This window comes from Pseudomonas sp. AC229 (genome assembly GCF_979254655.1).
The window spans coordinates 124,493-148,256 of record NZ_CEEDHK010000016.1 but is presented as its reverse complement, the minus strand read 5'-3'; the positions used below and the strand labels follow the sequence as shown (position 1 = coordinate 148,256).

The window sequence follows — 23,764 nt, the reverse complement described above, 5'->3', positions numbered from 1 at the left end:
CCATGGCCCGCAAAAAAGCCGCCGTCGATTTCGAACAATCCCTTGCCGAGTTGCAGACCCTGGTCGAGCGCTTGGAAAACGGCGAGTTGTCGCTCGAGGATTCGCTCACCGCGTTTGAACAAGGCATCCGCCTGACGCGTGAATGCCAAGGCGCGTTGGCGCAGGCGGAACAGAAGGTGCAAATCCTCTTGGAGCGCGACGGCGAGCTGGAGGAAGCTCCCTTCGACGCGGACGAGCAAGCATGATCGCGGCATACCAGAAAACCTGTCAGACCCGTGTGGATGCCAAGCTCGATGAGCTGTTCCACGCACCCCGCCCCGAGCTCTCGACCATTTACCAAGCCATGCGCTACAGCGTCATCAACGGCGGCAAGCGCGTGCGTCCGCTGTTGGTGTATGCCGCATGCGAAGCGCTGGGCGGTAAGCCCGAACGGGCCGATGCGGCGGCCTGCGCGGTCGAGTTGATTCACGCTTATTCCCTGGTGCACGACGACTTGCCCGCCATGGACGACGACGACCTACGTCGCGGCCAGCCCACCACCCACAAAGCCTTCGATGAAGCCAGCGCGATCCTGGCTGGCGACGGTTTGCAGACGCTGGCCTTCGATGTACTTGCCGACGCCCAGCGCAACCCCCTGGACGCCGAGGTGCGCCTGGACATGATCAGCAGCCTGAGCAAAGCGGCGGGCCCGGCCGGCATGGTCGGCGGCCAGGCCATCGACCTTGGCTCTGTTGGCCAATGGCTCGACCAGCACGCATTGGAAGTGATGCACCGGCACAAAACCGGCGCGCTTATAGAAGCCAGCGTGCGCCTCGGCGCCCTGGCCAGCGGTGAAGCCGACGCCCTGTCGCTACGCGCACTGCAAGAGTATGCGCAAGCCGTGGGCCTGGCCTTTCAGGTGCAGGACGACATTCTCGACGTCGAAAGCGACACCGCCACCCTGGGCAAAACCCAGGGCAAAGACGAAGCCAACCACAAACCCACCTACCCGGCCTTGCTCGGCTTGGACGCGGCCAAATCGTACGCGCTGGAACTGCGCGACCTCGCTTTGCACGCCCTGCGCCCGTTTGGTGAAGCGGCTGAGCCGTTGCGCGATCTGGCGCGGTATATCGTTGAGCGACGCAGCTAAAAGCGCCCCTCACTCGCCCTTTCGGGCACCTTCTCGCGCATCGGGAGAGGGGAATGGCCGGCACCTTCGCGCCAAGCTGAACCGGTCCACTATCACCCCCGCCACTGCCCCGCCATTCGCCCCAGCCAGCAAGCTTTCGCTGCAGGCTGGCCGGCGCCTAAGCTCTACGCCCTGAACGACTGCCAATAAAAACCAGGGAGCAGCCATGCCCATTCGTAATCTGCTGATCGCCAACCGTGGCGAGATCGCCATTCGCATTGCCCGTGCCGCCGCCGAGCTGGATATCCGCAGCGTGGCGATTTATGCCGAGGACGAAGCGGCGGCGCTGCATACGCGCAAGGCCGATGTGGCGGTGGGCCTCAGTGGTCGGGGCGTGAGTGCGTATCTGGACATGCAGCAGATCATCGCCATCGCTCAGGCCCAAGGCTGCGATGCGGTGCACCCCGGTTATGGCTTTCTCGCTGAGAACGCCGAGTTCGCGCGGCTGTGCAAAGCGGCCGGGCTTATTTTCGTCGGCCCGGAGGCTGCGGTACTGGAGCAATTCGGCGACAAAACCCAAGCCCGCACCTTGGCCATTCGCTGCGGCGTGCCATTGGCCAGCGGCACCAATCAGCCCACCAGCCTGGCCCGCGCCCAGTCGTTTATGGCCGAACTGAACGGCGGCGCGATGATGATCAAAGCCCTGGCCGGCGGCGGCGGGCGCGGTATGCGTGCGGTGCACAGCAGTGATGAGGTGGCCGAGGCCTACGCCCGCTGCCAATCGGAAGCCAAGGCGGCGTTTGGCAATGGTGACCTGTATGTCGAGCGGCTGATTCGCAATGCGCGGCATATCGAAGTGCAAGTGCTGGGCGACGGTGAAGAGGTGGTGCATCTGTGGGAGCGCGACTGCACGTTGCAGCGGCGCAATCAGAAGCTGGTGGAAATCGCCCCCAGCCCAACCCTCGACACCGCCGTGCGCGAGGCGATGCTCGAAGCCGCGCTTAAACTCGCCCGCGCCGTGAATTACAAAACCCTCGGCACCTTTGAATTTCTGCTCGACGCCGACAACGGCGACTTCGTGTTTATGGAAGCCAACCCGCGCTTGCAGGTGGAGCACACCGTCACCGAAGCGGTCACCGGCATCGACCTGGTGCAAGCGCAACTGCGCGTGGCCGGTGGCGCGAGCCTGGCTGAACTGGGCTTGCAACAAGCGCACATTCCGGCGCCACGCGGGTTTGCCGTGCAGGTGCGGGTCAACCTGGAAAGCATGAACGCCGACGGCAGCGTGCAACCCGCCGCCGGCCTGTTGAGCGCCTACGAGCCGCCAAGCGGCGCCGGGGTTCGTGTCGACGGCTGCGGCTACAGCGGCTATGCCACCAGCAGCAGCTATGACTCACTGCTGGCCAAACTCATCGTGCACGCCAACGACGCCTACCCCGCCGTGCTGCGCCGCGCCTACCGGGCGTTGTGCGAGTTCCGTCTGGAAGGTGTGGCGAGCAATATCCACTTTTTGCAAAACCTGCTGCGCCATCCCCAGGTGCAGAACAATGAAGTGACGACCCGCTTCGTGGAAACGCAGATCAGCGACTTGCTGGCGCCGCAGGAACAGGCGCACCGTCACCTGTTTTTCCCCCAAGCCTCGGGCGCCGCTCAGCCACTGCAAACCGCCGATACGCCCATTGGCTGCATCGCACTCGACGCGCCAAGCGCTGGTGTGGTGGTCAGCCTGGATGTGCAGGTCGGCGATGAAGTGGCGGTGGGCCAGAGCATCGCCGTGCTGGAGGCGATGAAGATGGAGTTCGTGGTCAAAGCCGCCCACAGCGGCATCGTCCACAGCCTGGCCGTCGCGCCTGGCGACAACCTGTTCGCCAACCAGCCGCTGGTGTTCATTCAGCCGGCCGACGTCGCGCAGCAACAGCACCACACCGAAGAAAGCATCGACCTCGACCACATCCGCGCCGACCTCGCCGAAGTGCTTGAACGCAACGCTTTGACCCGCGACGAGCGCCGTCCGCAGGCCGTGGCCAAGCGCCGTAAAACCGGGCAGCGCACCACCCGCGAAAACCTCGATGATTTGCTCGATGCCGACAGCTTTATCGAATACGGCGCCCTCGCCCTGGCCGCACGGCGGCGCCGCAACTCGGTGGACGACCTGATCGCACAAAGCCCGGCCGACGGCTTGGTCAGCGGCATCGGCACCGTCAACGCCGCGCAGTTCGGCGCCGAGCACAGCCGCTGCATGGCCATCGCCTACGACTACACCGTGTTCGCCGGCACCCAGGGCGTGATGAACCACAAGAAAACCGACCGCATGTTGCAGCTCGCCGAGCAGTGGCAATTGCCCGTGGTGCTGTTTGCCGAAGGGGGCGGCGGACGGCCCGGCGACACCGATTTCGTCGGCGTGGCGGGCCTGGACTGCCACACCTTTATCGGCATGGCCAAACTGTCCGGCTTGGTGCCGCTGGTGGGCGTGGTGTCAGGGCGTTGCTTCGCCGGTAACGCGGCACTGCTCGGCTGCTGCGACGTCATCATCGCCACCGCTAACGCCAGCATCGGCATGGCCGGTCCGGCAATGATCGAAGGCGGCGGGTTGGGCACGTTTACCCCCGAGCAGGTTGGGCCGGTGAGCGTGCAGGGGCCGAACGGAGTAGTCGACATCGCCGTCGCCGACGAAGCCGAGGCGGTGCGCGCCGCCAAGCAATACTTGTCGTATTTCCAGGGCCCGCTCAGTGACTGGCAGTGCGCCGACCAGCGCGAGCTGCGCCAAGCAATTCCGGAAAATCGGCTGCGGGTGTACGACATTCGCCAAGTCATCGCGACGCTCGCCGACCATGACTCGGTGCTGGAGCTGCGCCGCCAGTTCGCGCCCGGTTTGATCACCGCGTTTATTCGTATCGAGGGCCGGCCGTTCGGCCTGATCGCCAACAACCCTGCGCACCTGGGCGGCGCCATCGACGCGGTGGCCGGCGATAAAGCCGCACGCTTTATGCAGCTGTGCGACGCCTTTGATATTCCACTGGTATCGCTGTGCGACACGCCTGGTTTTATGGTCGGCCCGGATGCCGAAAAGCAGGCCACCGTGCGCCATGTGTCGCGCATGTTCGTCACCGCCGCCAGCCTCAGCGTGCCGTTCTTCACCGTGGTCTTGCGCAAAGGCTACGGCCTTGGCGCGCAGGCGATGGCCGCTGGCAGTTTCCACTCGCCGCTGTTCACCATCGCCTGGCCCAGCGCTGAGTTTGGCGCCATGGGGCTTGAGGGCGCCGTGCGGCTTGGCTTCTCCAAAGAGCTGGCAGCGCTGGAAGATCCGGCGCAACGGCAAAAACTGTTCGACAAATTAGTGGCCAAGGCCTACCAGGCCGGCAAAGGCATCAACATGGCCAGCTACCTGGAAATCGACGCCGTCATCGACCCCGTGGAAACCCGCAGCTGGCTGGTACGTGGCCTCAACGCCGCCCCGCGCCCGGCCAAACGTGACGGCAAAAAACGCTCCTTCGTGGACACCTGGTGACCGCTATGAATCAGTTCGAACAGCAATGCCTCGACGTAAACGGCATCACCCTTAGCGTGTACAGCGCCGGCCCGGAAAGTGGGCGGCCGGTGTGGCTGCTGCACGGTTTTCCGGAATGCTGGTACTCCTGGCGCAGCCAGATCACCGCGTTGGCCGATGCCGGCTACCGCGTGTATGCCCCGGAAATGCGCGGCTACGGTGACAGCAGCGCGCCTGAGGAAATCGAGGCGTATCAGATTCTGACCCTGTGCGCCGACATCCAGGGCGCCATGGACCTGCTTGGCCACACCGACGCCTGCGTCATCGGCCACGACTGGGGCGCGCCGGTGGCCTGGCACCTGGGCCTGCTGGAACCACAGCGAGTCAGCGTGCTGGGCGCCATGTCCGTGCCCTTCGGCGGCCGCCCGAAACGCCCCGCCATCGACATCATGCGCGAGGCCAACGCCGGGCGATTCAACTACATCGTCTACTTCCAGGAACCGGGCGTTGCCGAAGCCGAACTGAACGCCGACATCGAACGCAGCATGCGCCTGCTGATCGGCGGCACCGGCGAGGTGTTCCTGCAACCCAAACCCGCCGACGCCCGCTTACTGGAAGGCGTACCCACGCCGACCACCTTTCCCGACTGGTGCAACGAAACCGACTTCGCCGTGTACCGCGACACCCTGAGCAAACACGGCTTCCATGGCCCGCTGAACTGGTACCGCAACTTCCGCACCAACTGGGAAAGCACCGAATTCCTCGCCGGACGGCAGGTGCTGCAACCGACCGTGTTTTTGCTGGGCGAAGACGACCCCGTCGGCAAGTTGGAGGCGTACACCATCAAGAAAATGGGCGAGCTGGTGCCGCGACTGGAACAGCACATACTCAAAGACTGCGGGCACTGGATACAGAACGAACAGGCAGAGCGGGTGAACGGGATTTTGCTGGAGTTTTTGGGGCGGCATTATGCGGCGTGATGGCCATTGGGCAAAAAATCAAAAGCTCGCGGCTAATCGGAATGCCGCCCAACCGCTCCTACAGAAAGCTCATCAACCTGTGGGAGCGGCTTCAGCCGCGGGTTTTGATCGACCGCTTGTGATCTGGCTTGTGATCTACCGCTTGTGATCTCGCTTGTGATCTACCCGCCCCGTTCATCGCAGGCCGAGTGGAGTCGACGTGGAGGGGGTTGAGCGGCCGGGAGCCGCGAAAGGAACATCGGGCCATGGATGGCCCGTTGTGACGTGCCCCCGGAGCGGCGGCGGAACGAGGGTAGTCGGAGCGCAGCGCAGACCCAAGGTAGGGGCTAGACCTTTTGGTTACTTTTAGGGCAATGCTAAAAGTGACTCGCGCGTAAGGCGCGAAACCAAAACGTTCAGCTCACGCGGTAATGAATACCTCCACGACATGTACCTCGCTCGACCCGAGACTCTGGATCCCCGCGTGCGCGAGGATGACCGAGGTTTTCAGTCAGACCGTGCAACGTTGGGCTTCGCCATGGCTCAACCCAACCTACGAACTGGACCACCGCCTGCGCGGGGATGACGGTGGGTTGCCAACGGCCAGGGACATCCCCGGAACTCCCCGGACATCGGTATTTCCTTCCGCCCTTCACACCCACCCTACGAAAAGCCCTACCGCATCAGGTAAACTGCGCCATCTTTTATACCTATAACGATTTGCCTGATGCCGACGACGTTTCACGAGTTCCCCCGCGAACGCCCCGCTACGCCGCTGCTTGACCGTGCAGAGACGCCTGTTGGTCTGCGTCGTCTGGGCGAAGCCGAGCTGGAAATCCTCGCTGATGAGCTGCGCCAGGAGCTGCTGTATACCGTTGGCAAAACCGGCGGACACTTCGGTGCCGGCCTGGGTGTCATCGAGCTCACCATCGCGCTGCACTATGTGTTCGACACCCCGGACGACCGGCTGGTGTGGGACGTAGGCCATCAGGCGTATCCGCATAAAATCCTCACCGGGCGCCGCGAGCTGATGCACACGCTGCGGCAGAAAGACGGCATCGCCGCCTTCCCGCGTCGCAGTGAAAGCGAGTACGACACCTTTGGCGTCGGCCATTCCAGCACCTCCATCAGCGCCGCGCTGGGCATGGCGATCGCCGCTCAGTTGCAGGGCAGCAAGCGCAAGTCGGTGGCGGTCATTGGTGATGGCGCGCTGACGGCGGGCATGGCGTTCGAGGCGTTGAACCATGCGTCCGACGTGAAGGCCAATATGCTCGTGGTGCTCAACGACAACGACATGTCGATTTCGAAAAACGTCGGCGGTCTGTCCAATCACCTGGCGAAAATTCTCTCCAGCCGCACCTACGCCAACATGCGCGAGGGCAGCAAAAAAGTGCTGTCACGCCTGCCGGGGGCCTGGGAAATCGCGCGTAAAACCGAAGAGCACGCCAAGGGCATGCTGGTGTCGGGCACCTTGTTCGAAGAGCTGGGCTGGAACTATATCGGCCCTATCGACGGTCACGACCTGCCGACGCTGATTACCACCTTGCGCAATATGCGCGAGCTGGAAGGCCCGCAGTTCCTGCATGTGATCACCAAAAAAGGCAAAGGCTTCGCCCCGGCCGAGCTGGACCCGATTGGTTACCACGCCATCACCAAGCTGGAGCCGGTCAACGCCCCAGCCGTGCCGAAAAAGCCCAGCGGGCCGAAGTATTCAGCGGTGTTTGGCCAGTGGCTGTGCGACATGGCCGAGGCCGATGCGCGCCTGACGGGCATCACCCCGGCGATGAAAGAAGGTTCGGATCTGGTCGCCTTCAGCGAGCGTTTTCCGCAGCGTTATTTCGACGTGGCGATTGCCGAGCAGCACGCCGTCACCCTCGCCGCCGGCATGGCCTGCGAAGGCGCGAAGCCGGTGGTGGCGATTTATTCGACATTCTTGCAGCGCGGTTACGACCAGTTGATTCACGACGTGGCGGTGCAGCACCTGGATGTGCTGTTCGCCATTGACCGCGCGGGCCTGGTGGGCGAAGACGGCCCGACCCACGCCGGCAGTTTCGATTTGTCTTACCTGCGCTGCATCCCCGGCATTCTGGTGATGACGCCAAGCGACGAAAACGAGCTGCGCCGTATGCTGACCACCGGTTACCTGTTCAACGGCCCGGCGGCGGTGCGTTACCCGCGCGGCTCGGGTCCCAATGCGGCGATCGACCCCGCGTTGGTGCCATTGGAAATCGGCAAAGGCGTGGTCCGCCGCAAGGGTCAGGGCGTTGCGCTGTTGGTGTTCGGCGTGCAACTGGCCGATGCGCTGCTGGTGGGCGATAAGCTGGATGCCACGGTGGTGGACATGCGCTTCGTCAAACCGCTGGACGAAGCCTTGGTTCGCCAACTGGCAGCTGAGCACAACTTGCTGGTGACGGTGGAAGAAAACGCCGTTATGGGCGGCGCCGGCGCTGCGGTCAGTGAGTTCCTGGCGCGCGAGAATCTGCTCAAGCCCGTGCTGCATCTGGGCTTGCCCGACATCTACGTGGAACATGCCAAGCCGCAAACCATGCTGGCTGAATGTGGGCTGGACGCTGCTGGCATCGAGGCGGCGGTTCGCGAGCGCTTGGCGTTGCTCGAACCGGCGGGCTTGCCGCCCACCCTCACGGCGTAAACGCTTCGCCATGGAAAAGGCCGGTCTATTGACCGGCCTTTTTGTTTAAATCACCCGCGAGAATCGCTCGCTGTTCTGCTCGCTTAAATAGTGGTCAAACAACATGCACACCGAGCGCACCAACAGACGCCCGGCGGGCAGCACCTGAATGGCGGTGTCGCTCAAGGTGATCAGCCCGTCCCGCGCAAACTGCTGCAGCTGTGGCCACACCTCGCTGAAGTAACCGCGAAACTCGATGTTGAACGCACTTTCGATCAGGCTGAAATCGAGTTTAAAAGCGCAGATCAGTTGCTGGATGACGGCACGGCGAATGCGGTCGTCATCGTTGCACAACAGCCCACGCACCACGGCTGAATGGCCTTCGTCGATGGCGGCCATATAACGCGGCAGGTCGCTGCTGTTCTGGCAGTACACATCGCCCAGCTGGCTGATGGCCGACACGCCCAGCCCCACCAGGTCGCAATGCCCATGGGTGGTGTAGCCCTGGAAGTTGCGCCGCAACATGCCATCTTCCTGCGCCACCGCCAGCTCGTCGTCCGGCAGGGCGAAATGGTCCATGCCGATGTACACATAGCCCGCCGCTGTCAGCTGTTCGATGCTGCGCTGGAGCATTTCCAGCTTGGCCGCCGGGCTTGGCAGGTCATCCGCGCTGATACGCCGTTGCGGCATAAAACGCTCGGGCAAGTGGGCGTAGTTAAACAGCGACAAACGATCGGGCTGCAGCTCGATCACCTTGTCCACCGTGCGGGCAAAACGATCGGGCGTTTGCTTGGGCAGGCCGTAGATCAGGTCGATATTCACCGAGCGAAATTGCAGGGTCCAGGCCGCTTCAACAATAGCGCGGGTCTGCTCGAAGCTTTGCAGGCGGTTGACGGCTTGTTGCACCTGCGGGTCGAGGTCTTGAACGCCCAGGCTGACGCGGTTGAAGCCCAGTTCGCGGAGCAAGCCCATGGTCGACCAGTCGGCTTCGCGCGGGTCGATCTCAATGCCGTAGTCGCCGCTGTCACCGTCGAGCAGGGTGAAGTTTTCACGCAGGTGCTGCATCAATTCGCGCAGCTCGGTGTGGCCAAGAAAGGTCGGCGTGCCGCCGCCAAAATGCAGTTGCTCGACTACCTGGCGACGGTCGAGCTGACTGGCGACGCGGCTGATTTCTTCATGCAGGCGCTGCAAATACGGCACCGCGCGGCCACGGTCTTTGGTGATCACTTTGTTACAGCCGCAGTAGTAGCAAATGTTGGCGCAGAACGGCACGTGCACATACACCGACAACGGCCGCAACGCCGCGCGGCTTTCGCTCAGGGCATGCACCAAGGCGCTGCCGGCGACGTTTTCGTTGAATTGCAACGCGGTGGGGTATGAGGTGTAGCGAGGACCGGGGCGGTCGTAACGGCGAATCAGGTCAGCATCCCAATGAATGGCGTCGAGCATGGCGGCGGTCCGGTGCAGTGCGTGGGCGGCCAGTCTAGGAAGCTGCGACAAAGCGGATCTTGACTTGACGCAACCCGACGGAAAATCCCTACAGGAGAGCCGACGCGTGACATGCACCAATTCAGCGCATGCACAGCGCTACGGCCGGTTCGAGGCAACGTCATTCAGAGGAAAGTACGTACGTCCCATCTGGAAAAGCGACATTCATCTGGCGAAATGCGTCATTGCGCCATCAATCGGCCAGTAGCGGCGCCTTTCGGTCCTGTTATTGCAATAAGCGCACGCTAGACAAAGCACTGCCCTTTGTCATTTGCGAGCACCGACATGCACCTTAAAAGTCACGAGATGGCCCTCAGCGGCCGCGAGAAGCGTTGGCTGCCCTGGTGGGGCACGCACAACAAATGGGCCTTGCGCTGGGCCAGCCTGATCAACCGCAACCAGGCGGCGCGACTGGAAAAAACCTTTACCGGCATGGCCAACACGCGCGCGCAGTTGTTGCTCGGCTGGACGCAGCAACATTGGCAGCAACTGCATCAGGTAGCGGCAACGCTGAGCGAGCAATGGCCGCGCGTGGATGCCGCCCAGTTGCAGCGCATTGCCGAGCCGATGCGCGAGGTGTCGGAGCTGTTTGTGGTCAGCGCTGAGGGCGCGGTGCTCGCCTCCAGCCACGCGCCGCGAGTGGGGCAACGCCACGACGCCAAGGCGCTGGCCGCCGGTCTGCGCGCGCCGTTTCTGCTCGGGCCTTATAAAGATGAAGTCACCGCCACGCTCGGCGCCACCACCTCGCGCTTCCATGACGCCGTGACGCTGATGTTTCACCAGCCGCTGATCGTCGCAGGCAAAACCGTTGCCTGCCTGTGCGCGCGCGTTCCCAACGACGTAATGAGCGACCTGATCCAGCGCGAAGCCGGCCATGTGTACCGCGACTCCGGCGACAACTACTTATTCATGATCAAGTCGGTGTATGACCCGGCCATCGCGCCCGGCACCGCGCTGTCGCGCTCACGCTTTGAAGACAGCACCTTCAGCGCCGGCGAGAACCTCAAGGATGGCGTGCACACCCCGTTCGGCACCGTGCGCGTCACCCAGCACACCGAATTCGAACTGCGCTTTACCGACCCCGCCACCCAGGAGTTACACCCCGGCGTGCGCGAAACCATGCGCTGCGGCAGCAACCTGTTTGTGCTCTATCCCGGCTACCCGGACTACCGCCGCGTGCCGGTAGTGGGCGCCGGTCTGACCCTCAACCTGCCCGGCTCGCCCGATACCTGGGGGATGATGTGCGAGGGCGATCTGGAAGAGGTGTATCGCCCGCGCAGCCTCAGTTACACCTTGCTCAAAGCGCTGCTGCTGAATGTCGGCGCCGCTGCCGCGCTGCTCTATGGCGCGCAGGCGGGCCTGGGTTGGCACGGTGAACACTTGTCCTGGACGTTGGCGGGCGTAAGCGCGCTGGCGTTGTTCAGCTTCTGGTACTTCAGCCTGCGTCCGCGCAGCCAGAAATTGCAGGCGCTGTGCGACTTCTTTCTGGACACCGCCGAGTGCGGCGCGCCGCTGAGCAATCGCTTCAGCGCCAACCATTTGCAAGCCGATGAAACCGGTTCGCTGGCGGGCTGGGTGAACAGTTTCGTCGACAAAATGGACGACACCATGCAGAGCATCGTCTCTGCCGGCAGTGCGCTGCACCACACCAGCGCTGCACTCAACCAGACCTCCAGCACCGTCAGCCTGTGTGCGAACCAACAGAACAGCGCCGCCCAAGCGACCGCCGAAGCCACCCAAGGGGTCAGTCACAGCATCAGCGCCATGACTGAGCACATCCTGGGCAGCGAACATGCCTCGCAACAAGCGCTGCTACTGGCCAAGGAAGGTGCCTGCGTGGTCCAGCAAACCACCGAACAAATCAGCCGCCTGGCCAGCCTGGTCAGCGATGCCACCCGCACCATCGAAGGCCTGAGCCAACACACGGTGGCGGTGCAGAGCATCAGCGAAACCATTCGCGGCATCGCCGAGCAGACCAACCTGCTGGCGCTCAATGCCGCCATCGAAGCGGCGCGCGCCGGCGAGTCGGGACGTGGTTTCGCGGTGGTTGCCGAGGAAGTGCGCAACCTGGCACAGCGCACGGCCGAGGCGACGCAAGCCATCGCGCAGAGCCTGGACAGCATGCGCCAGCAAGCCGTGCAGGCGGTTGGCTCAATGCAGCAATGCCAAACCAGCGTCGGCACCAGCGTCGAGCAAGCCACCCAGGCGAACCAGGCCCTGCAGCGCATTCACGAGGAAGTGGCCGGTATGCAAATGCAGATCGGCGAAATCAGCCGCGCCATGCAATCGCAGCGCGACCAGGCTCAAGCCGCCAATCTGCAAGCGCAAACCATCAGTTCAGGCGCGGGCCAAAGCGCCGAGGCCGCGAACCAGACCCAGCTCGCCGCCCGCGCCCTGGAGCGGTTGGTGCTCGACCTGCACAAAGCCGCCAGCCGGCTTGGGCAGGCAGAGCCAAGCGCGTAAACCGCGTTTGCTGCAACGCTGCCCCCTCTTGACCCACCCCGCCGCCACCGCTACGGTGCGCGGCGTTTATCCACGCAGGTGCGTCCGGCTCACACGAGCCCGGCGTTAAACGGGAAGCCGGTGCGCTCCATAGGAGCCATCCCGGCGCTGCCCCCGCAACGGTAATCGACCGCAGCCACGCTGCATGCCCGATCGACACACCACTGGGTTGTACCTGGGAAGGTGATCGCGGCAGGAAAGGATGCCCTTTCAGTCGAGAGCCCGGAGACCGGCCTGCATGGAATCGACTGGTGTTGCGGAGGGCAGCACCATCAAGCGCAGGCGCGTTCACGCGCCACGCTTGCCCATGCCCTCCTCAAAAATCTTTTGAGGAATACTCCATGAAGTACCGACATCTCGCCCTGCCCGCGCTGCTGCTGCCCGTTGTGGTGCAGGCGCAAAGCACTGACCACGCGCTGAAGCTGCAAGAAATGGTCATCACCTCCGGCCGCAACGCCGAGCCGTTAGCGCAGGCCACCGCTGCTGCCACGGTGTTCACCCGCGCTGACATCGAACGCCTACAGCCGCGCTCTATCACCGATCTGCTCACCCGCGTGCCCGGCGTGCAACTGGTGCAGAACGGCGGGCGCGGCAGCAACACCTCGCTATTCATTCGTGGCAGCAGCAACACCCAGAGCCTGATTCTGGTGGACGGTCAACGCGTCGGCTCGGCTTCCGATGGCGGCGCCAGTTTGCAGTTTCTGAGCCTCGAACAAATCGAACGCATTGAGGTGGTACGCGGCTCGCGCTCAGCCTTGTACGGCAGCGATGCGATTGGCGGCGTGGTGCAAATTTTCACTCGCCGAGGCGACAGCGGCTTGCAACCGCGTCTGGCTGTCAGCGCAGGTAGCCATCAAAGTTGGCAGCGCAGCCTGGGCTTGAGCGGCGGCGATGAATACACGCGCTTCAGCCTCAACGGCAGCCTCGACGAAACCGCCGGCAGCGACCGCACGGGGCCGTCCTATGCCGCCGACAGCGACCACGACGCGTACCGCAACAAGGCCCTGAGCTTCAACCTGAGCCACGCATTCAACGAGCGCGTCGAAGGTGGCGTCAGCGTGCTCGACCAACGCGGGCGCAACGAATACGACAACCCGTTCGGTCGCTTCGACATGAGCACCTTTCTCAGCTATCCGCAGCAGCCTTACACCGACTTCAGCCTGAGCAGCGCCAGCGCTTTTCTCGACGCGCAGTTCAACGACCTCTGGAGCAGCCGCTGGGAAGTCGGCCACAGCGAAAGCCGGCAGAAAAGCCAAGACAAACTCAGCGACGAAGTCAGCGTGTTCAACACCTACCGCGACTCGGCTTCGTGGCTGAACACCCTGCAACTGGACGAGCAAAACACCGTGCTCGCCGGGGTAGATTTTTACCAAGACGAGTTGCACAGCAGCACCCAATACGACCAGCAAACGCGCTGGAACCAGGCGGCGTTTGCGCAGCACCGTTTTCAAGGCGACTGGTTCGCCACCGAGCTGGGCGTGCGCCACGACAAGAACGAACAGTTCGGCAGCGAGAACACCTGGAACGGCGCGCTGACCGTGCCGGTGGGCGACAGCACTTCGGTGATCGCCTCCTACAGCGAAGGCTTCCGCGCACCGACTTACAACGAGCTGTACTGGCCGGATGACGGCAACGGCTATATCGGCAACCCCGGTTTGTCGCCCGAGCACTCGAAAACCTACGAGCTGCAAGTGCGCGGCGAGCACCTGGCCACGCGCTGGAGCCTGGCCGCGTACCGCAACGACGTGCGCGACCTGATCAGCACCGTGCTCTGCGACCCAACGACGTTTTTGTACTGCGCGGTGAACCTCAACACCGCGCGCTTACAAGGCGTGGAGCTGACGCTGGAGCGTGACGTGCTCGGCTGGCAAGCCTCCGCCAACGCCACCTGGCTCGACGCCCGCGACCGCGAAACCGGCCACGCCTTGCCGCGCCGGGCCAAGCGCACCTTGAACCTGGACCTTGATCGCCGCTTTGGCGCACTGAGCGTCGGCGCCAATTGGCAAGCCGTGAGCGGCAGCTACGACGACGTGGGTAATACGCGGGAATTGGCCGGATATGGACTGCTGGGACTGCGCAGCAGTTGGCAGGCGACCGGCGAGCTGGCGCTGAATTTCAGTGTCGATAACGTGCTGGATAAAGACTACAGCCGGGCGCTGTACAACCATGATGGCGAGTACCACGGGTATCGGGAGGATGGGCGCACGGCGACAGTTGGGTTTGTGTGGACGCCGGCGATTTAGGCGGTTGCAGGAATCGCGGCTGAAGCCGCTGCTACAGTTTTATAAACCGCGCGCGCGTCCCCTGTGGGAGCGGCTTTAGCCGCGATGCTTTTTTGCATAAACGGCCAAAGAGTTGCGTAAAGACCACAATTCTGGATCCCCGCATGCGCGAGGATGACGGGGGAAATGACATAAACCTCCGTCATCCTCGCGCACGCGGGGATCCAGAATTTCGAGCCGGGCGCGCTATAAAATCCGGTTGCTGTAAGAGCGGCTGGGCAGCATTTCCGCTCAGCCACAACGCTCAACGCATCCCCGCCAACGCCTCACAAAGCCGCTCAGTCGCCCCAAGCATCTGCAAGCTCGGCCGCTCAATGCCTTTATCCGGCAGCACCAGCAATTGCCCACGCTGCACCGCTTTAAGCTGCGGCCAGCGCGCCCAGCTGTCCAATTGCGCCTGATCGCCACCAACAATCACATGAGGATCGCGCTGCAGCACCGCTTCCACGCTCACCTGCGGCGCTGGCAGGGCAACGTCGGCAAATACGTTTTTCGCCCCGCATACGCTCAGCGCATCGCTGATGATTTGCTCCCCGCCCACGGTGTACAGCGGCGAATTCCATACCTGATAAAACACCGGCAGCGGCACCTCACGCCGGTAGCGCTGTTGCAGCGATGCCAGGCGCTGGCGAAATGCCTCGGCGCGCTCGCGGCCGTTTTCAGCGCGCCCCACCCGCTCGCCAATCGCCTGAAACTGCTCGGCCAGCTCCAGCAAGGTGCGCGGCTGAGCCTCGAACAGCGGAATACCAAACCCGAGCAATTGGTGGCGTTGCGCCGCGCTAATGCTGTCGGGCCAAAGCAGCAGCACGTCGGGTTTCAGGGCCAGCAGGCTTTCCATTTCCAGCTGGCCGTAGCGGCCCACCGAAGGCAACGCGGCCAGGGCAGCCGGGCGTTCACCACCGTCGAGTACGCCAACCAGCAAGTCGGCGGCATCCAGTTCGAGCATGATTTCGCTAAGCGATGGCGCCAGGCTCACCACCCGCAATTGCGCCGCTGCCGGCCAGGCCAGCGCCCACAGCAGGCAGACGAGTAACAGGCGCATCAGCCGAGTTGGCGAGGGATACGGTAGAGCGCCAGCAGCACAACGCTGGCCAGCGCGAGGAGAATCAGCGGAATGGCTTCCAGGCCGGTAAACACGGCGATGGCGGCGATCCAGGCGGGCAGGCCTGCGCCGAGGAAGGCCAGACGACGGCGAGCGGCGAGGTCCAGCCAGGCGGCGGGCTCTTCCGGGGTGTCGAGGGCTTGTTCGGTGGCGATCAGGCCGCGCTTGTAGGCGCTGAATAACGGCAGGCTGACGAACAAGGAAGCCAGGCCACCGATGAACAGCGGCATGGCCAGCACCGACACGGTTTTACCGGCGCCGAACAGCAGGTTGACGATAAACACCGGTGCCAAGGTGAGCGCCAGTTGCCGCCACCACAGCAGGTCGAGCCGCTTGCGCACCTCGTTGCGGGTCACAGGCTTTCCTCGGCCTCGCCCTGGTGTTGGTTGCCCAACAGGTGGCCGAGTTTGCCGGCCTTGGTCGCGAGGTAGTACTTGTTGTGCGGGTTGTGTTCGATTTGCAGCGGCTTGCGCTCGGCCACCGGAATGCCCATGTCGGCCAGCGCTTTGAGTTTGCGCGGGTTGTTGGTCATCAGTTTCAGCGAGGTGATGCCTAAGTGATTGAGCATCGGCAGGCAAATCGAGTAGTCGCGCTGGTCAGCGCCGAAGCCCAGACGCTCGTTGGCTTCGACGGTATCGGCGCCGCCGTCTTGCAGTTCATAGGCGCGAATTTTGTTCATCAACCCAATGCCACGGCCTTCCTGACGCAGGTACAGCAGCACGCCGCGGCCTTCTTTGGCGATGGCAGCCAACGCCGCTTCCAGTTGAAAACCGCAGTCGCAGCGCAGGCTGAACAGGGCATCACCGGTGAGGCATTCGGAGTGCAAACGGCCCAGCACGGGCGCGCCGTCGGCCACATCGCCGAGAGTCAGCGCGACGTGTTCACGGCCGGTGCCTTCTTCAAGAAAGCCATGCATGGTGAAGACGGCAAAGGGAGTGGGCAGTTGGGAGGCGGCGACGAAGACGACAGACACCGTAAGCTCCTAATAAGGAAATGGCGGAAATTTCGCACGGGGGCGGCATTGTAGCAGCAGGCTTTGCGCGTCGGTCAGCCTGAATTGCTGGCTATAAAGATCAAAGTGGTTGATCGATATAGCCTCATTGCAACCAATCGACCACCACGCGCGTGGCCGCCGCCAGCGTTTCGTTACGCGGGCTTGCGTCCTTGGTGGTTTGCGTCAGGTACAGCGTCAACACAACCGGCGCTTTGCCCGGCGGCCAGAGCACAGCCACATCGTTGGTGGTGCCGTAATCGCCAGTGCCGGTTTTATCGCCAACCTGCCAATTCGCCGGTACGCCAGCGCGGATACGCGTGGCCCCCGTGGTGTTGCCCCGCAGCCAGGTTTGCAGTTGCTGGCGCTGCGAATCCGGCAAGGCGTCACCGACAACAAGACGTTGCAGACTATGGGCCATGGCCAGCGGTGTGGTGGTGTCGCGCAGGTCGCCAGGAATGGCGCTGTTCAATTCGGTTTCCCAACGTTCCAGGCGGAAGTGGTGATCGCCGATGGAGCGAGCGAAGGTGGTCAGCCCTTCCGGGCCGTCGAGCAATTTCATCAGCAGGTTGGCGGCGCTGTTGTCGCTGTACTGCACGGTGGCGGCGCACAGCTCGGCGACAGTCATGCCGTCTTGCACGTGCTTTTCGCTGACCGGCGAGTACGAGACCAAGTCACTTTTGCGGAAGGTGATTCGCTCGTCCAACAGCCCAGGCGTTAACACGCTGCGCTGCAAAATGGCGCCGGCGAGCATGGCCTTGAAGGTGCTGCACAAGGGGAAAGGTTCGTCGCCCCGGTAACTGAGCACCTCGCCATTGCCGGTGTTCAGCGCCACCACGCCAAGGCGGCCGGCGAAGGTGGTTTCCAGTTGTTTGAGGCGTTGCACCGCATCGCTCGACTCAACGGCCCAGGCGGGCAACAGCGGCAATGCAGCGGCGGCGAAGAGAAAGGTGCGGCGTTTTAAGAGAAGCGTCATAGGCCTAGTTTTTCGATTCCAAAATCAACACGCCCTGCTCTTCGCGCCAGCGCACGCGGTTGAGAAAGCTCATACCGAGCAGCGCTTCGGTGGGCGCCGGGCCGTCGAGTACGGTGGCTTCCACGCCGAGCAATTCCAGGGCGCCGACTTTCACTCGGTCCAGCGAAACGCGCCAGGCGTTGGCGGTGCCGCTGGCTGTGCTGACGACAGTGGGTTTGCCCACGGCGCGGTAATCGATGCCCAACTGCCGGGCTTGCGAGTCGTTCATGGCGACGGTGGTGGCGCCGGTGTCGACCAGAAATTGCACCGGCTGGCCGTTGGCCGAACCGGCAATCCAGTAATGCCCGCCCAAGCCTTTGGCGATGCTCACCTGGGTTTTGGTGGGAATGGCAAAGCCCTGGCTGTATTCGCGTTCCAGCGGATACAGACGTTCCACGCCATCCACGCGCAGCACCGCGCCTCTGCCGTCCGCGCTGACCACCACCACGCCGCCGGGGCCGGTTTTGCCGACCTTCACCAGCTTGCGCTCGCCATCGACGTTGATCACCGCCGCGCCTGGAAACAGGCCGACCACCATGACCTGTTCGGCCGCCATGGCCACGCCGAATGAAAGCAGGCTCATCAGCCCGGCAGCCAGCGCGTACTTCCTGTGCTTTGTCATAGCGTCGATGCCTGTTGCGTGGTGGTTATTCAAAAGGGATAGGGTTGCTGCCAGCGCTCGAAAATGGGCCGCAGGCTGCCGTCTCTCACCAGCAGCTCCATGCGCGCGTCGTATACCTGGGCCAGCGCGTGACCATCAGCGGTATCGGCAAAACCCAGGTACAGCGGCAAGTCAGTCAGCTCGGTGGCGCGAAAGCGCGTGGCGTCGTCGGCCTCCTCGAGCACTTCTTGCACTTCGGTGCGGGCGTCGAGGTAGAAATCGACGTGCTTGAGTTCGAGCATCGAGAGGATACCGTCGCGCCGATAAACTTCTTGGTAGTGGTTCAAATGCGGCAGATATTTTTCGTAGGCATAACCGCGCACCCAGGCCAGGCGAAAGGTGCCGACGTTTTGCAGGTTGATGGCCGGCGCATCGGCCAAGCCCAGGGCGCTGATGCGGTCGGCGTCGTAGTGCCAGCGGGGGTAAAACACGCCGTCCTGGATCTCGTTCATATACGAGCCCACGAACGCGTCGGCGCCGCCGCGCTGCACCAGGCCGACCGAGCGGGTGTAAGGAACGCTGTGAATGTTCAGGCGAATGCCGGCGGGTTCGAACACGGCGCGAAGAATATCCCAGGCCATGCCGCTGCCGTCGGCGTTGGTGTGGTCAACCCACACCTCACTGGCCAGGCGGATTTGCGTGGGCGTGGCGGCTAGCGCCATCGGTCCGCCAGCCGCCACAAGCAGCGCCACCGCCATGAGCCGAGCGAACCACTTGCCTGATAACCACCTGCCACGCATAGCTCGTTCCCTTAAACGCCGCCGTGCCACTTAGCTTGCCACTGAGTGCACCCAGTATTGGGCCCAGCCCCACACCACCAGTTGCATGGCCAGCCAGGCGAACACCCCGGCCAGCAGGTCGTCGAGCATGATGCCGACGCCGCCGTGCACATGCCGGTCGATCCAGCGGATCGGCCACGGCTTGAGGATGTCGAAAATGCGGAACATCACAAAGCCTAGCAGCAACCAGCCCCAGCCTTCCGGCACCAGCCAGAGGGTGATCCACATGCCGACCATTTCGTCCCAGACGATGCCTTCGTGGTCATGCACACGCAAATCATCGGCCACTTTGCCGCACAGCCAGAAGCCGAACAGCATGGTCACGCCGAGCATCAGCCAGTAGCCCCAGTCGGGCAGCATTTGCCACAGCGGAATAAAGGGCAGCGCCACCAACGAACCCCAGGTGCCCGGTGCTTTGGGCAACGTGCCCGAGCCAAACCCGAAGGCCAGGAAATGCCACGGATTGCGCCACACCGAAGGCGGAGCGTCAGGAACCGTTTTCTTGCTAGGTTGCGTCACCCGAGCCCCCAAAATGTAAAAAGCCGCGCGAAGAAGGCGCAAGGCTATGACCGGATGAATCCAGGAAGTGCACCCCTTTTCCGCTCTCCACTCGACCGATGACCGTCACGGGCCAGCCGTTTTGCTGAAGCGAGGCGAGGTGCCTGGGCGGTAAGGTAAAGGCCAGCACGTAATCATCGCCACCGCTGGCAGCGCACTGCCAGGCGGCGTCGCGGTCCAGCCAGGCCGACACTGCCGGCGACAACGGCAACCGCTCACGCTCGATGTGCAAGGCCACGCCCGAGGCCAAGGCGATATGGCCGCAATCGGCAAGCAAGCCATCGGAAATATCCAGCGCTGCCGTGGCCTTGCCGCGCAGCGCCTGACCCAGCGCCAATTGCGGCTGCGGTGACCAATAGCGCGCCAGCAGCGGCTCGGCTATTTCAGCCGCTGCCGTGCGCTGCCCGAGCACCAACGGCAACGCCGCCGCCGCATCGCCCAACGCACCGCCCACACAGAGCAAATCGCCCACCTCGGCGCCCGCACGGGTCAGCGCCTGGCCGGCCGGCAGGCGGCCAAATACGGTGAGGGTCAGGGTCAGCGGCCCGCGCGTGGTGTCGCCACCAATCAGGCGCATCGAACAGGCCTGCGCCATTTCGTTGAGCCCGGCCGCGAAGCCTTGCAGCCAATCGGCATCGGCCTGCGGCAGGGTTAGGGCGAGGGTAAAACCAATGGGCGCAGCACCCATGGCCGCCAGATCACTGGTAGACACCGCCAGCGCGCGCTGGCCAAGCAGGAATGGATCGCAAAATTCAGGAAAATGCACGCCGACCACGAGCGTGTCGGTGGAAACCGCCAGCTGTTCGCCAGCGTCCAGGGCCAGCAGCGCGCAATCGTCGCCAATGCCCTGCACCACGGCCTCGCCGGACTGCGCACAGGGCGCAGCGGCGAAGTAGCGACGGATCAGCTCGAACTCACCCACGGCTCCGGTCAACGCTTGTTGGCGTTGACTTCAGCAGCGCGTAAACGCGGTGCCAATTTGTCCAACACACCGTTGACGAACTTGTGCCCGTCGGTGGCGCCGAACACTTTGGCCAGCTCGATACCTTCGTTGATAACCACGCGATACGGCACGTCGATACGCTTGAGCATTTCAAACGTGGACAAGCGCAGGATGGCCAGCTCAACCGGGTCGAGCTCGTCCTGAGCGCGGTCCAGGCAAGGCGCGAACGCCTCGTCGATTTCAGTTTTGTGCGCCGGTACGCCGTGCAGAATTTCACGGAAGTAGGCGCCGTCTACGCTGGTGAAATCGTTGTCGACGCGAAACTGCGCTTCGATTTCATTCACCGACTGGCCTGCCAGGTGCCACTGATACAACGCCTGCATGGCCAGGCTGCGCGCCTGACGGCGGGCCGCGATCTTGCCGGTGGGCGCGTTCGGGCTTTTCTCTGCCGGGGGGTTGAAGCTGTCGTCTTCGTCGTTAATCACTTGGCCTCCAACTGCGCCAGCAGGCTGACCATTTCCAGGGCGGAAAGGGCCGCTTCAGCGCCTTTGTTGCCGGCTTTGGTGCCGGAACGTTCGATGGCTTGCTCGATGGAATCGACGGTCAGCACGCCGAAAGCAACCGGCACGCCGAACTCCATGGACACCTGGGCCAGGCCCTTGGTGCATTCGCCGGCTACGTATTCGAAGTGCGGGGTGCCGCCACGAATCACCGCGCCCAGGGCGATGATGGCCGAGTACTCGCTGCGCTGAGCAACTTTCTGGGCAACCAACGGAATTTCAAACGCACCCGGCGCGCGGATGATGGTGATGTCGCTTTCGCTCACGCCGTGACGCACCAGGGCGTCTACGGCACCGCTCACCAGGCTTTCGACCACGAAGCTGTTGAAGCGGCCTACCACCAGCGCATAGCTGCCTTTGGGGGCGATGAAAGTACCTTCGATGGTCTTCAGGGTCATGGCGTTCTCGTCTTGAAAGAGCAATTTAGAGTTAAGAGCCTGGGCGGGCGTTTGCCCAATCCCCCGGCTATTTAAAAATTCAGGACCGTCGCGAGCGCAGGTCAGGCAAGGCAAAAACGGGTATCGAACACGTTTTTAACGCCGCATGACCGAGCGCAGCAGGTACCTCGGGTTATTCGGAGGGCAGGTATTCTACAACTTCCAGATCAAAGCCCGATATCGCGTTGAACTTCACCGGTGAACTCAGCAGGCGCATTTTGCGCACGCCCAAGTCACGCAGAATCTGCGAGCCGGCGCCCACGGTGCTGTAGGTGGTGGCGCTGGCTTTCTGCTCGCCGCCCAACTGTTGCTCCAGGTGCGCGAGCAAGTCGGAGCCGGTCAACTGGTTGCCCAACAACAGCACCACGCCGCTGCCGGCCTCGGCCACTTTGGTCATGGCCGCGCGTAGGCTCCAACGGCCCGGTTGTTTGACCATGAGCAAATCACGCAGCGGTTCCATGCTGTGCACGCGCACCAGCGTGGGTTCTTCCGGACAGATTTTGCCGAGGGTCAACGCCATGTGAATGTCGCCTTCGACCGAGTCGCGGTAAGTCACCAGGTTGAAGTGGCCCAGTTCGCTGTCCAGCGATTGCTCGGAGATGCGCTCTACCGTGTGTTCGTGAATCAGGCGGTAGTGAATCAGGTCGGCAATGGTGCCGATCTTGATGTCATGCAGCTCGGCAAACGCTTCCAGCTCGGCGCGGCGCGACATGGTGCCGTCGTCGTTCATGATTTCGCAGATCACCCCGCTCGGCTCGAAACCGCCCAGGCGCGCCAGGTCGCACGCGGCTTCAGTGTGGCCTGCACGGGCTAGCACGCCGCCCGGTTGGGCCATCAGCGGAAAGATGTGGCCGGGGCTGACGATGTCGTCCGCCTTGGCATCTTTCGCGGCAGCGGCTTGCACGGTGCGGGCGCGGTCGGCGGCAGAAATGCCGGTGGTCACGCCGGTGGCCGCTTCGATGGAAACGGTGAACTTGGTGCCAAAGCCCGAGCCATTGCGCGGGGCCATCAACGGCAGCTTGAGGGTTTCGCAACGCTCGCGGCTCATGGGCATGCAGATCAGCCCGCGGGCGTGCTTGGCCATGAAGTTGATGTGTTCAGCGGTGACGCATTCGGAGGCGATGATGAGGTCGCCTTCGTTCTCGCGGTCTTCGTCATCCATGAGGATGACCATTTTGCCGGCGCGAATATCGGCAACCAATTCTTCGATGCTGTTAAGAGCCATGGGGCATGCCTTACGTCGTAATTAGCGGTAGCCGTGTTCGGCCAGGAAAGTTTCGGTCAGGCCGGACGAACCGTGCGCAGCCGCAGTGGCCTCGGCGGCTTTGTCACCGAGCAGCAAGCGCTCCAGGTAACGCGCCAGCAGGTCGACCTCAAGGTTCACGCGGCGGCCCGGCCGGTAGTCGGCCATGATGGTTTCGCCGAGGGTGTGCGGCACGATGGTCAGCTCGAATTCAGCGCCATTGACGCCGTTGACCGTGAGGCTGGTGCCATCGACGGTGATCGAGCCTTTCAAGGCGATGTACTTGGCCAGCTCGCGTGGGGCGCGGATGCGAAATTGCACAGCGCGGGCGTTGTCTTCGCGGGCGATCACTTCGCCGACGCCGTCGACGTGGCCGCTAACCAAGTGGCCACCCAGGCGGCTGCTGGGCGTCAGGGCCTTTTCCAGGTTGACCTTGCTGCCGGCTTTCAAGTCGTTGAAGGCGCTGCAGGCCAGGGTTTCGCGGCTGACGTCAGCCCAGAACCCATCGCCCGGCAACTGCACGGCGGTCAGGCACACGCCGTTCACGGCAATGCTGTCGCCGAGCTTGACGTCGGCCAGATCGAGCTTGCCGGTTTCCACGTACACGCGTACGTCGCCGCCTTTGGGGGTCAGGGCGCGAATGGTGCCGAGGGCTTCGATTATTCCGGTGAACATGCGGCCTCCTCAGTAAGAGGTGCCGGAAAAACAGCACGATTAAGCATGGATCGAACTCCTGTTTAATAAAAAACAGGGCGTGTTGGATCGAAAGGGATGTCTCAAACGGGCGCACGCACGCGTGGGCCCTGGCAGGCAATCCCGTTCTCTCTTTATCCGGACTATGACCGTCGGCCTCGGAATCACACCGAGTCTGCTGACCTTGCCGCTGCCGTTGTCGGCTGCCGCAAGCGCTCGCGGGCTAAGCGCATTGCGCGCCATTACCGCCGGTGGGGAATCGCACCCCGCCCTGAGAACGTTCAGCCATCTGCATGGCTGGGCTGCGTTTTTACCACAACTCGCCGT

At 63.1% G+C, this 23,764-nt stretch carries 20 protein-coding genes and 2 riboswitches; of the genes, 7 read left to right on the top strand and 13 right to left on the bottom strand.

Features of this window, described 5'->3' with window-relative positions; translation table 11 throughout:
- The first annotated feature begins 2 nt into the window (after positions 1-2).
- From AC0IW7_RS21330 to dxs, 5 genes are all read left to right on the top strand, one after another.
- Complete coding sequence (locus tag AC0IW7_RS21330) at positions 3-245, top strand: exodeoxyribonuclease VII small subunit (protein WP_122453977.1); 243 nt, start codon at positions 3-5, stop codon at positions 243-245.
- Complete coding sequence (ispA, locus tag AC0IW7_RS21325) at positions 242-1,129, top strand: (2E,6E)-farnesyl diphosphate synthase (RefSeq protein ID WP_471820676.1); 888 nt, start codon at positions 242-244, stop codon at positions 1,127-1,129. Before AC0IW7_RS21330 ends, ispA begins: the two co-directional genes overlap by 4 nt.
- A gap of 205 nt (positions 1,130-1,334) precedes the next feature.
- Positions 1,335-4,616 carry a carboxyl transferase domain-containing protein gene (locus tag AC0IW7_RS21320; protein WP_471820674.1) on the top strand — a complete coding sequence of 1,094 codons (3,282 nt, stop codon included), beginning with the start codon at positions 1,335-1,337 and terminating at the stop codon, positions 4,614-4,616.
- A 5-nt stretch (positions 4,617-4,621) separates the two neighbouring features.
- Positions 4,622-5,575 carry an alpha/beta fold hydrolase gene (locus tag AC0IW7_RS21315; RefSeq protein ID WP_471820672.1) on the top strand — a complete coding sequence of 318 codons (954 nt, stop codon included), beginning with the start codon at positions 4,622-4,624 and terminating at the stop codon, positions 5,573-5,575.
- A gap of 706 nt (positions 5,576-6,281) precedes the next feature.
- Positions 6,282-8,204, top strand: coding sequence for a 1-deoxy-D-xylulose-5-phosphate synthase (gene dxs / locus AC0IW7_RS21310; RefSeq protein ID WP_471820670.1), 1,923 nt, complete (start codon positions 6,282-6,284; stop codon positions 8,202-8,204).
- A 45-nt stretch (positions 8,205-8,249) separates the two neighbouring features.
- Here the strand turns inward: dxs and hemN are convergent, their stop codons facing one another.
- Positions 8,250-9,632, bottom strand: coding sequence for an oxygen-independent coproporphyrinogen III oxidase (gene hemN, locus AC0IW7_RS21305; RefSeq protein WP_471820668.1), 1,383 nt, complete (start codon positions 9,630-9,632; stop codon positions 8,250-8,252).
- Positions 9,633-9,956: 324 nt separating this feature from the next.
- On the opposite strand from hemN, the gene AC0IW7_RS21300 reads away from it, so the two are divergent.
- Both AC0IW7_RS21300 and AC0IW7_RS21295 read left to right on the top strand, forming a co-directional pair.
- On the top strand, positions 9,957-12,134 hold the full coding sequence (locus AC0IW7_RS21300) for a methyl-accepting chemotaxis protein (protein ID WP_471820666.1): 2,178 nt from the start codon (positions 9,957-9,959) through the stop codon (positions 12,132-12,134).
- 59 nt (positions 12,135-12,193) lie between these two features.
- A riboswitch (cobalamin riboswitch) is annotated at positions 12,194-12,425 on the top strand.
- A gap of 89 nt (positions 12,426-12,514) precedes the next feature.
- A complete protein-coding gene (locus AC0IW7_RS21295; protein ID WP_471820665.1) occupies positions 12,515-14,416 on the top strand; it encodes a TonB-dependent receptor domain-containing protein in 1,902 nt (633 codons plus the stop codon).
- A gap of 283 nt (positions 14,417-14,699) precedes the next feature.
- Here AC0IW7_RS21295 and AC0IW7_RS21290 read toward each other — a convergent pair whose 3' ends face one another.
- The 12 genes from AC0IW7_RS21290 to AC0IW7_RS21235 form a co-directional block, all read right to left on the bottom strand.
- The gene (locus tag AC0IW7_RS21290) at positions 14,700-15,497 is read right to left on the bottom strand and encodes a cobalamin-binding protein (RefSeq protein WP_471820664.1); all 798 of its coding nucleotides are present in this window, start codon (positions 15,495-15,497) and stop codon (positions 14,700-14,702) included.
- On the bottom strand, positions 15,497-15,913 hold the full coding sequence (locus AC0IW7_RS21285) for an MFS transporter (protein ID WP_471820662.1): 417 nt from the start codon (positions 15,911-15,913) through the stop codon (positions 15,497-15,499). Before AC0IW7_RS21285 ends, AC0IW7_RS21290 begins: the two co-directional genes overlap by 1 nt.
- A complete protein-coding gene (ribA, locus tag AC0IW7_RS21280) occupies positions 15,910-16,530 on the bottom strand; it encodes a GTP cyclohydrolase II (RefSeq protein ID WP_122493436.1) in 621 nt (206 codons plus the stop codon). The genes AC0IW7_RS21285 and ribA overlap by 4 nt, the downstream gene beginning before the upstream one ends.
- Positions 16,531-16,654: 124 nt before the next feature.
- Complete coding sequence (gene bla, locus AC0IW7_RS21275) at positions 16,655-17,524, bottom strand: class A beta-lactamase (protein ID WP_471820660.1); 870 nt, start codon at positions 17,522-17,524, stop codon at positions 16,655-16,657.
- A gap of 4 nt (positions 17,525-17,528) precedes the next feature.
- Positions 17,529-18,146: a retropepsin-like aspartic protease family protein gene (locus AC0IW7_RS21270; protein ID WP_471820701.1), complete on the bottom strand. Its 618-nt coding sequence runs from the start codon at positions 18,144-18,146 to the stop codon at positions 17,529-17,531.
- A gap of 68 nt (positions 18,147-18,214) precedes the next feature.
- On the bottom strand, positions 18,215-18,964 hold the full coding sequence (locus AC0IW7_RS21265; protein ID WP_471820658.1) for a substrate-binding periplasmic protein: 750 nt from the start codon (positions 18,962-18,964) through the stop codon (positions 18,215-18,217).
- A gap of 30 nt (positions 18,965-18,994) precedes the next feature.
- Positions 18,995-19,522, bottom strand: a complete 528-nt coding sequence (locus AC0IW7_RS21260; RefSeq protein WP_122493439.1) for a phosphatidylglycerophosphatase A family protein — start codon at positions 19,520-19,522, stop codon at positions 18,995-18,997.
- Complete coding sequence (thiL, locus tag AC0IW7_RS21255) at positions 19,509-20,483, bottom strand: thiamine-phosphate kinase (RefSeq protein ID WP_471820656.1); 975 nt, start codon at positions 20,481-20,483, stop codon at positions 19,509-19,511. The genes AC0IW7_RS21260 and thiL overlap by 14 nt, the downstream gene beginning before the upstream one ends.
- An 8-nt stretch (positions 20,484-20,491) precedes the next feature.
- Complete coding sequence (gene nusB, locus AC0IW7_RS21250; protein WP_463551331.1) at positions 20,492-20,989, bottom strand: transcription antitermination factor NusB; 498 nt, start codon at positions 20,987-20,989, stop codon at positions 20,492-20,494.
- Positions 20,986-21,462 (bottom strand): 6,7-dimethyl-8-ribityllumazine synthase, encoded by a 477-nt coding sequence (ribH, locus tag AC0IW7_RS21245; RefSeq protein WP_110617310.1) that lies wholly within the window; start codon positions 21,460-21,462, stop codon positions 20,986-20,988. The genes nusB and ribH overlap by 4 nt, the downstream gene beginning before the upstream one ends.
- 172 nt (positions 21,463-21,634) lie before the next feature.
- Entirely contained in the window at positions 21,635-22,726 is a 1,092-nt protein-coding gene (gene ribBA, locus AC0IW7_RS21240; protein ID WP_122453958.1) for a bifunctional 3,4-dihydroxy-2-butanone-4-phosphate synthase/GTP cyclohydrolase II, read from the bottom strand.
- A gap of 21 nt (positions 22,727-22,747) precedes the next feature.
- Positions 22,748-23,419, bottom strand: a complete 672-nt coding sequence (locus AC0IW7_RS21235; RefSeq protein WP_122493442.1) for a riboflavin synthase — start codon at positions 23,417-23,419, stop codon at positions 22,748-22,750.
- Between the two features lie 139 nt (positions 23,420-23,558).
- Positions 23,559-23,720, bottom strand: a riboswitch (FMN riboswitch).
- Between the last annotated feature and the right edge of the window lie 44 nt (positions 23,721-23,764).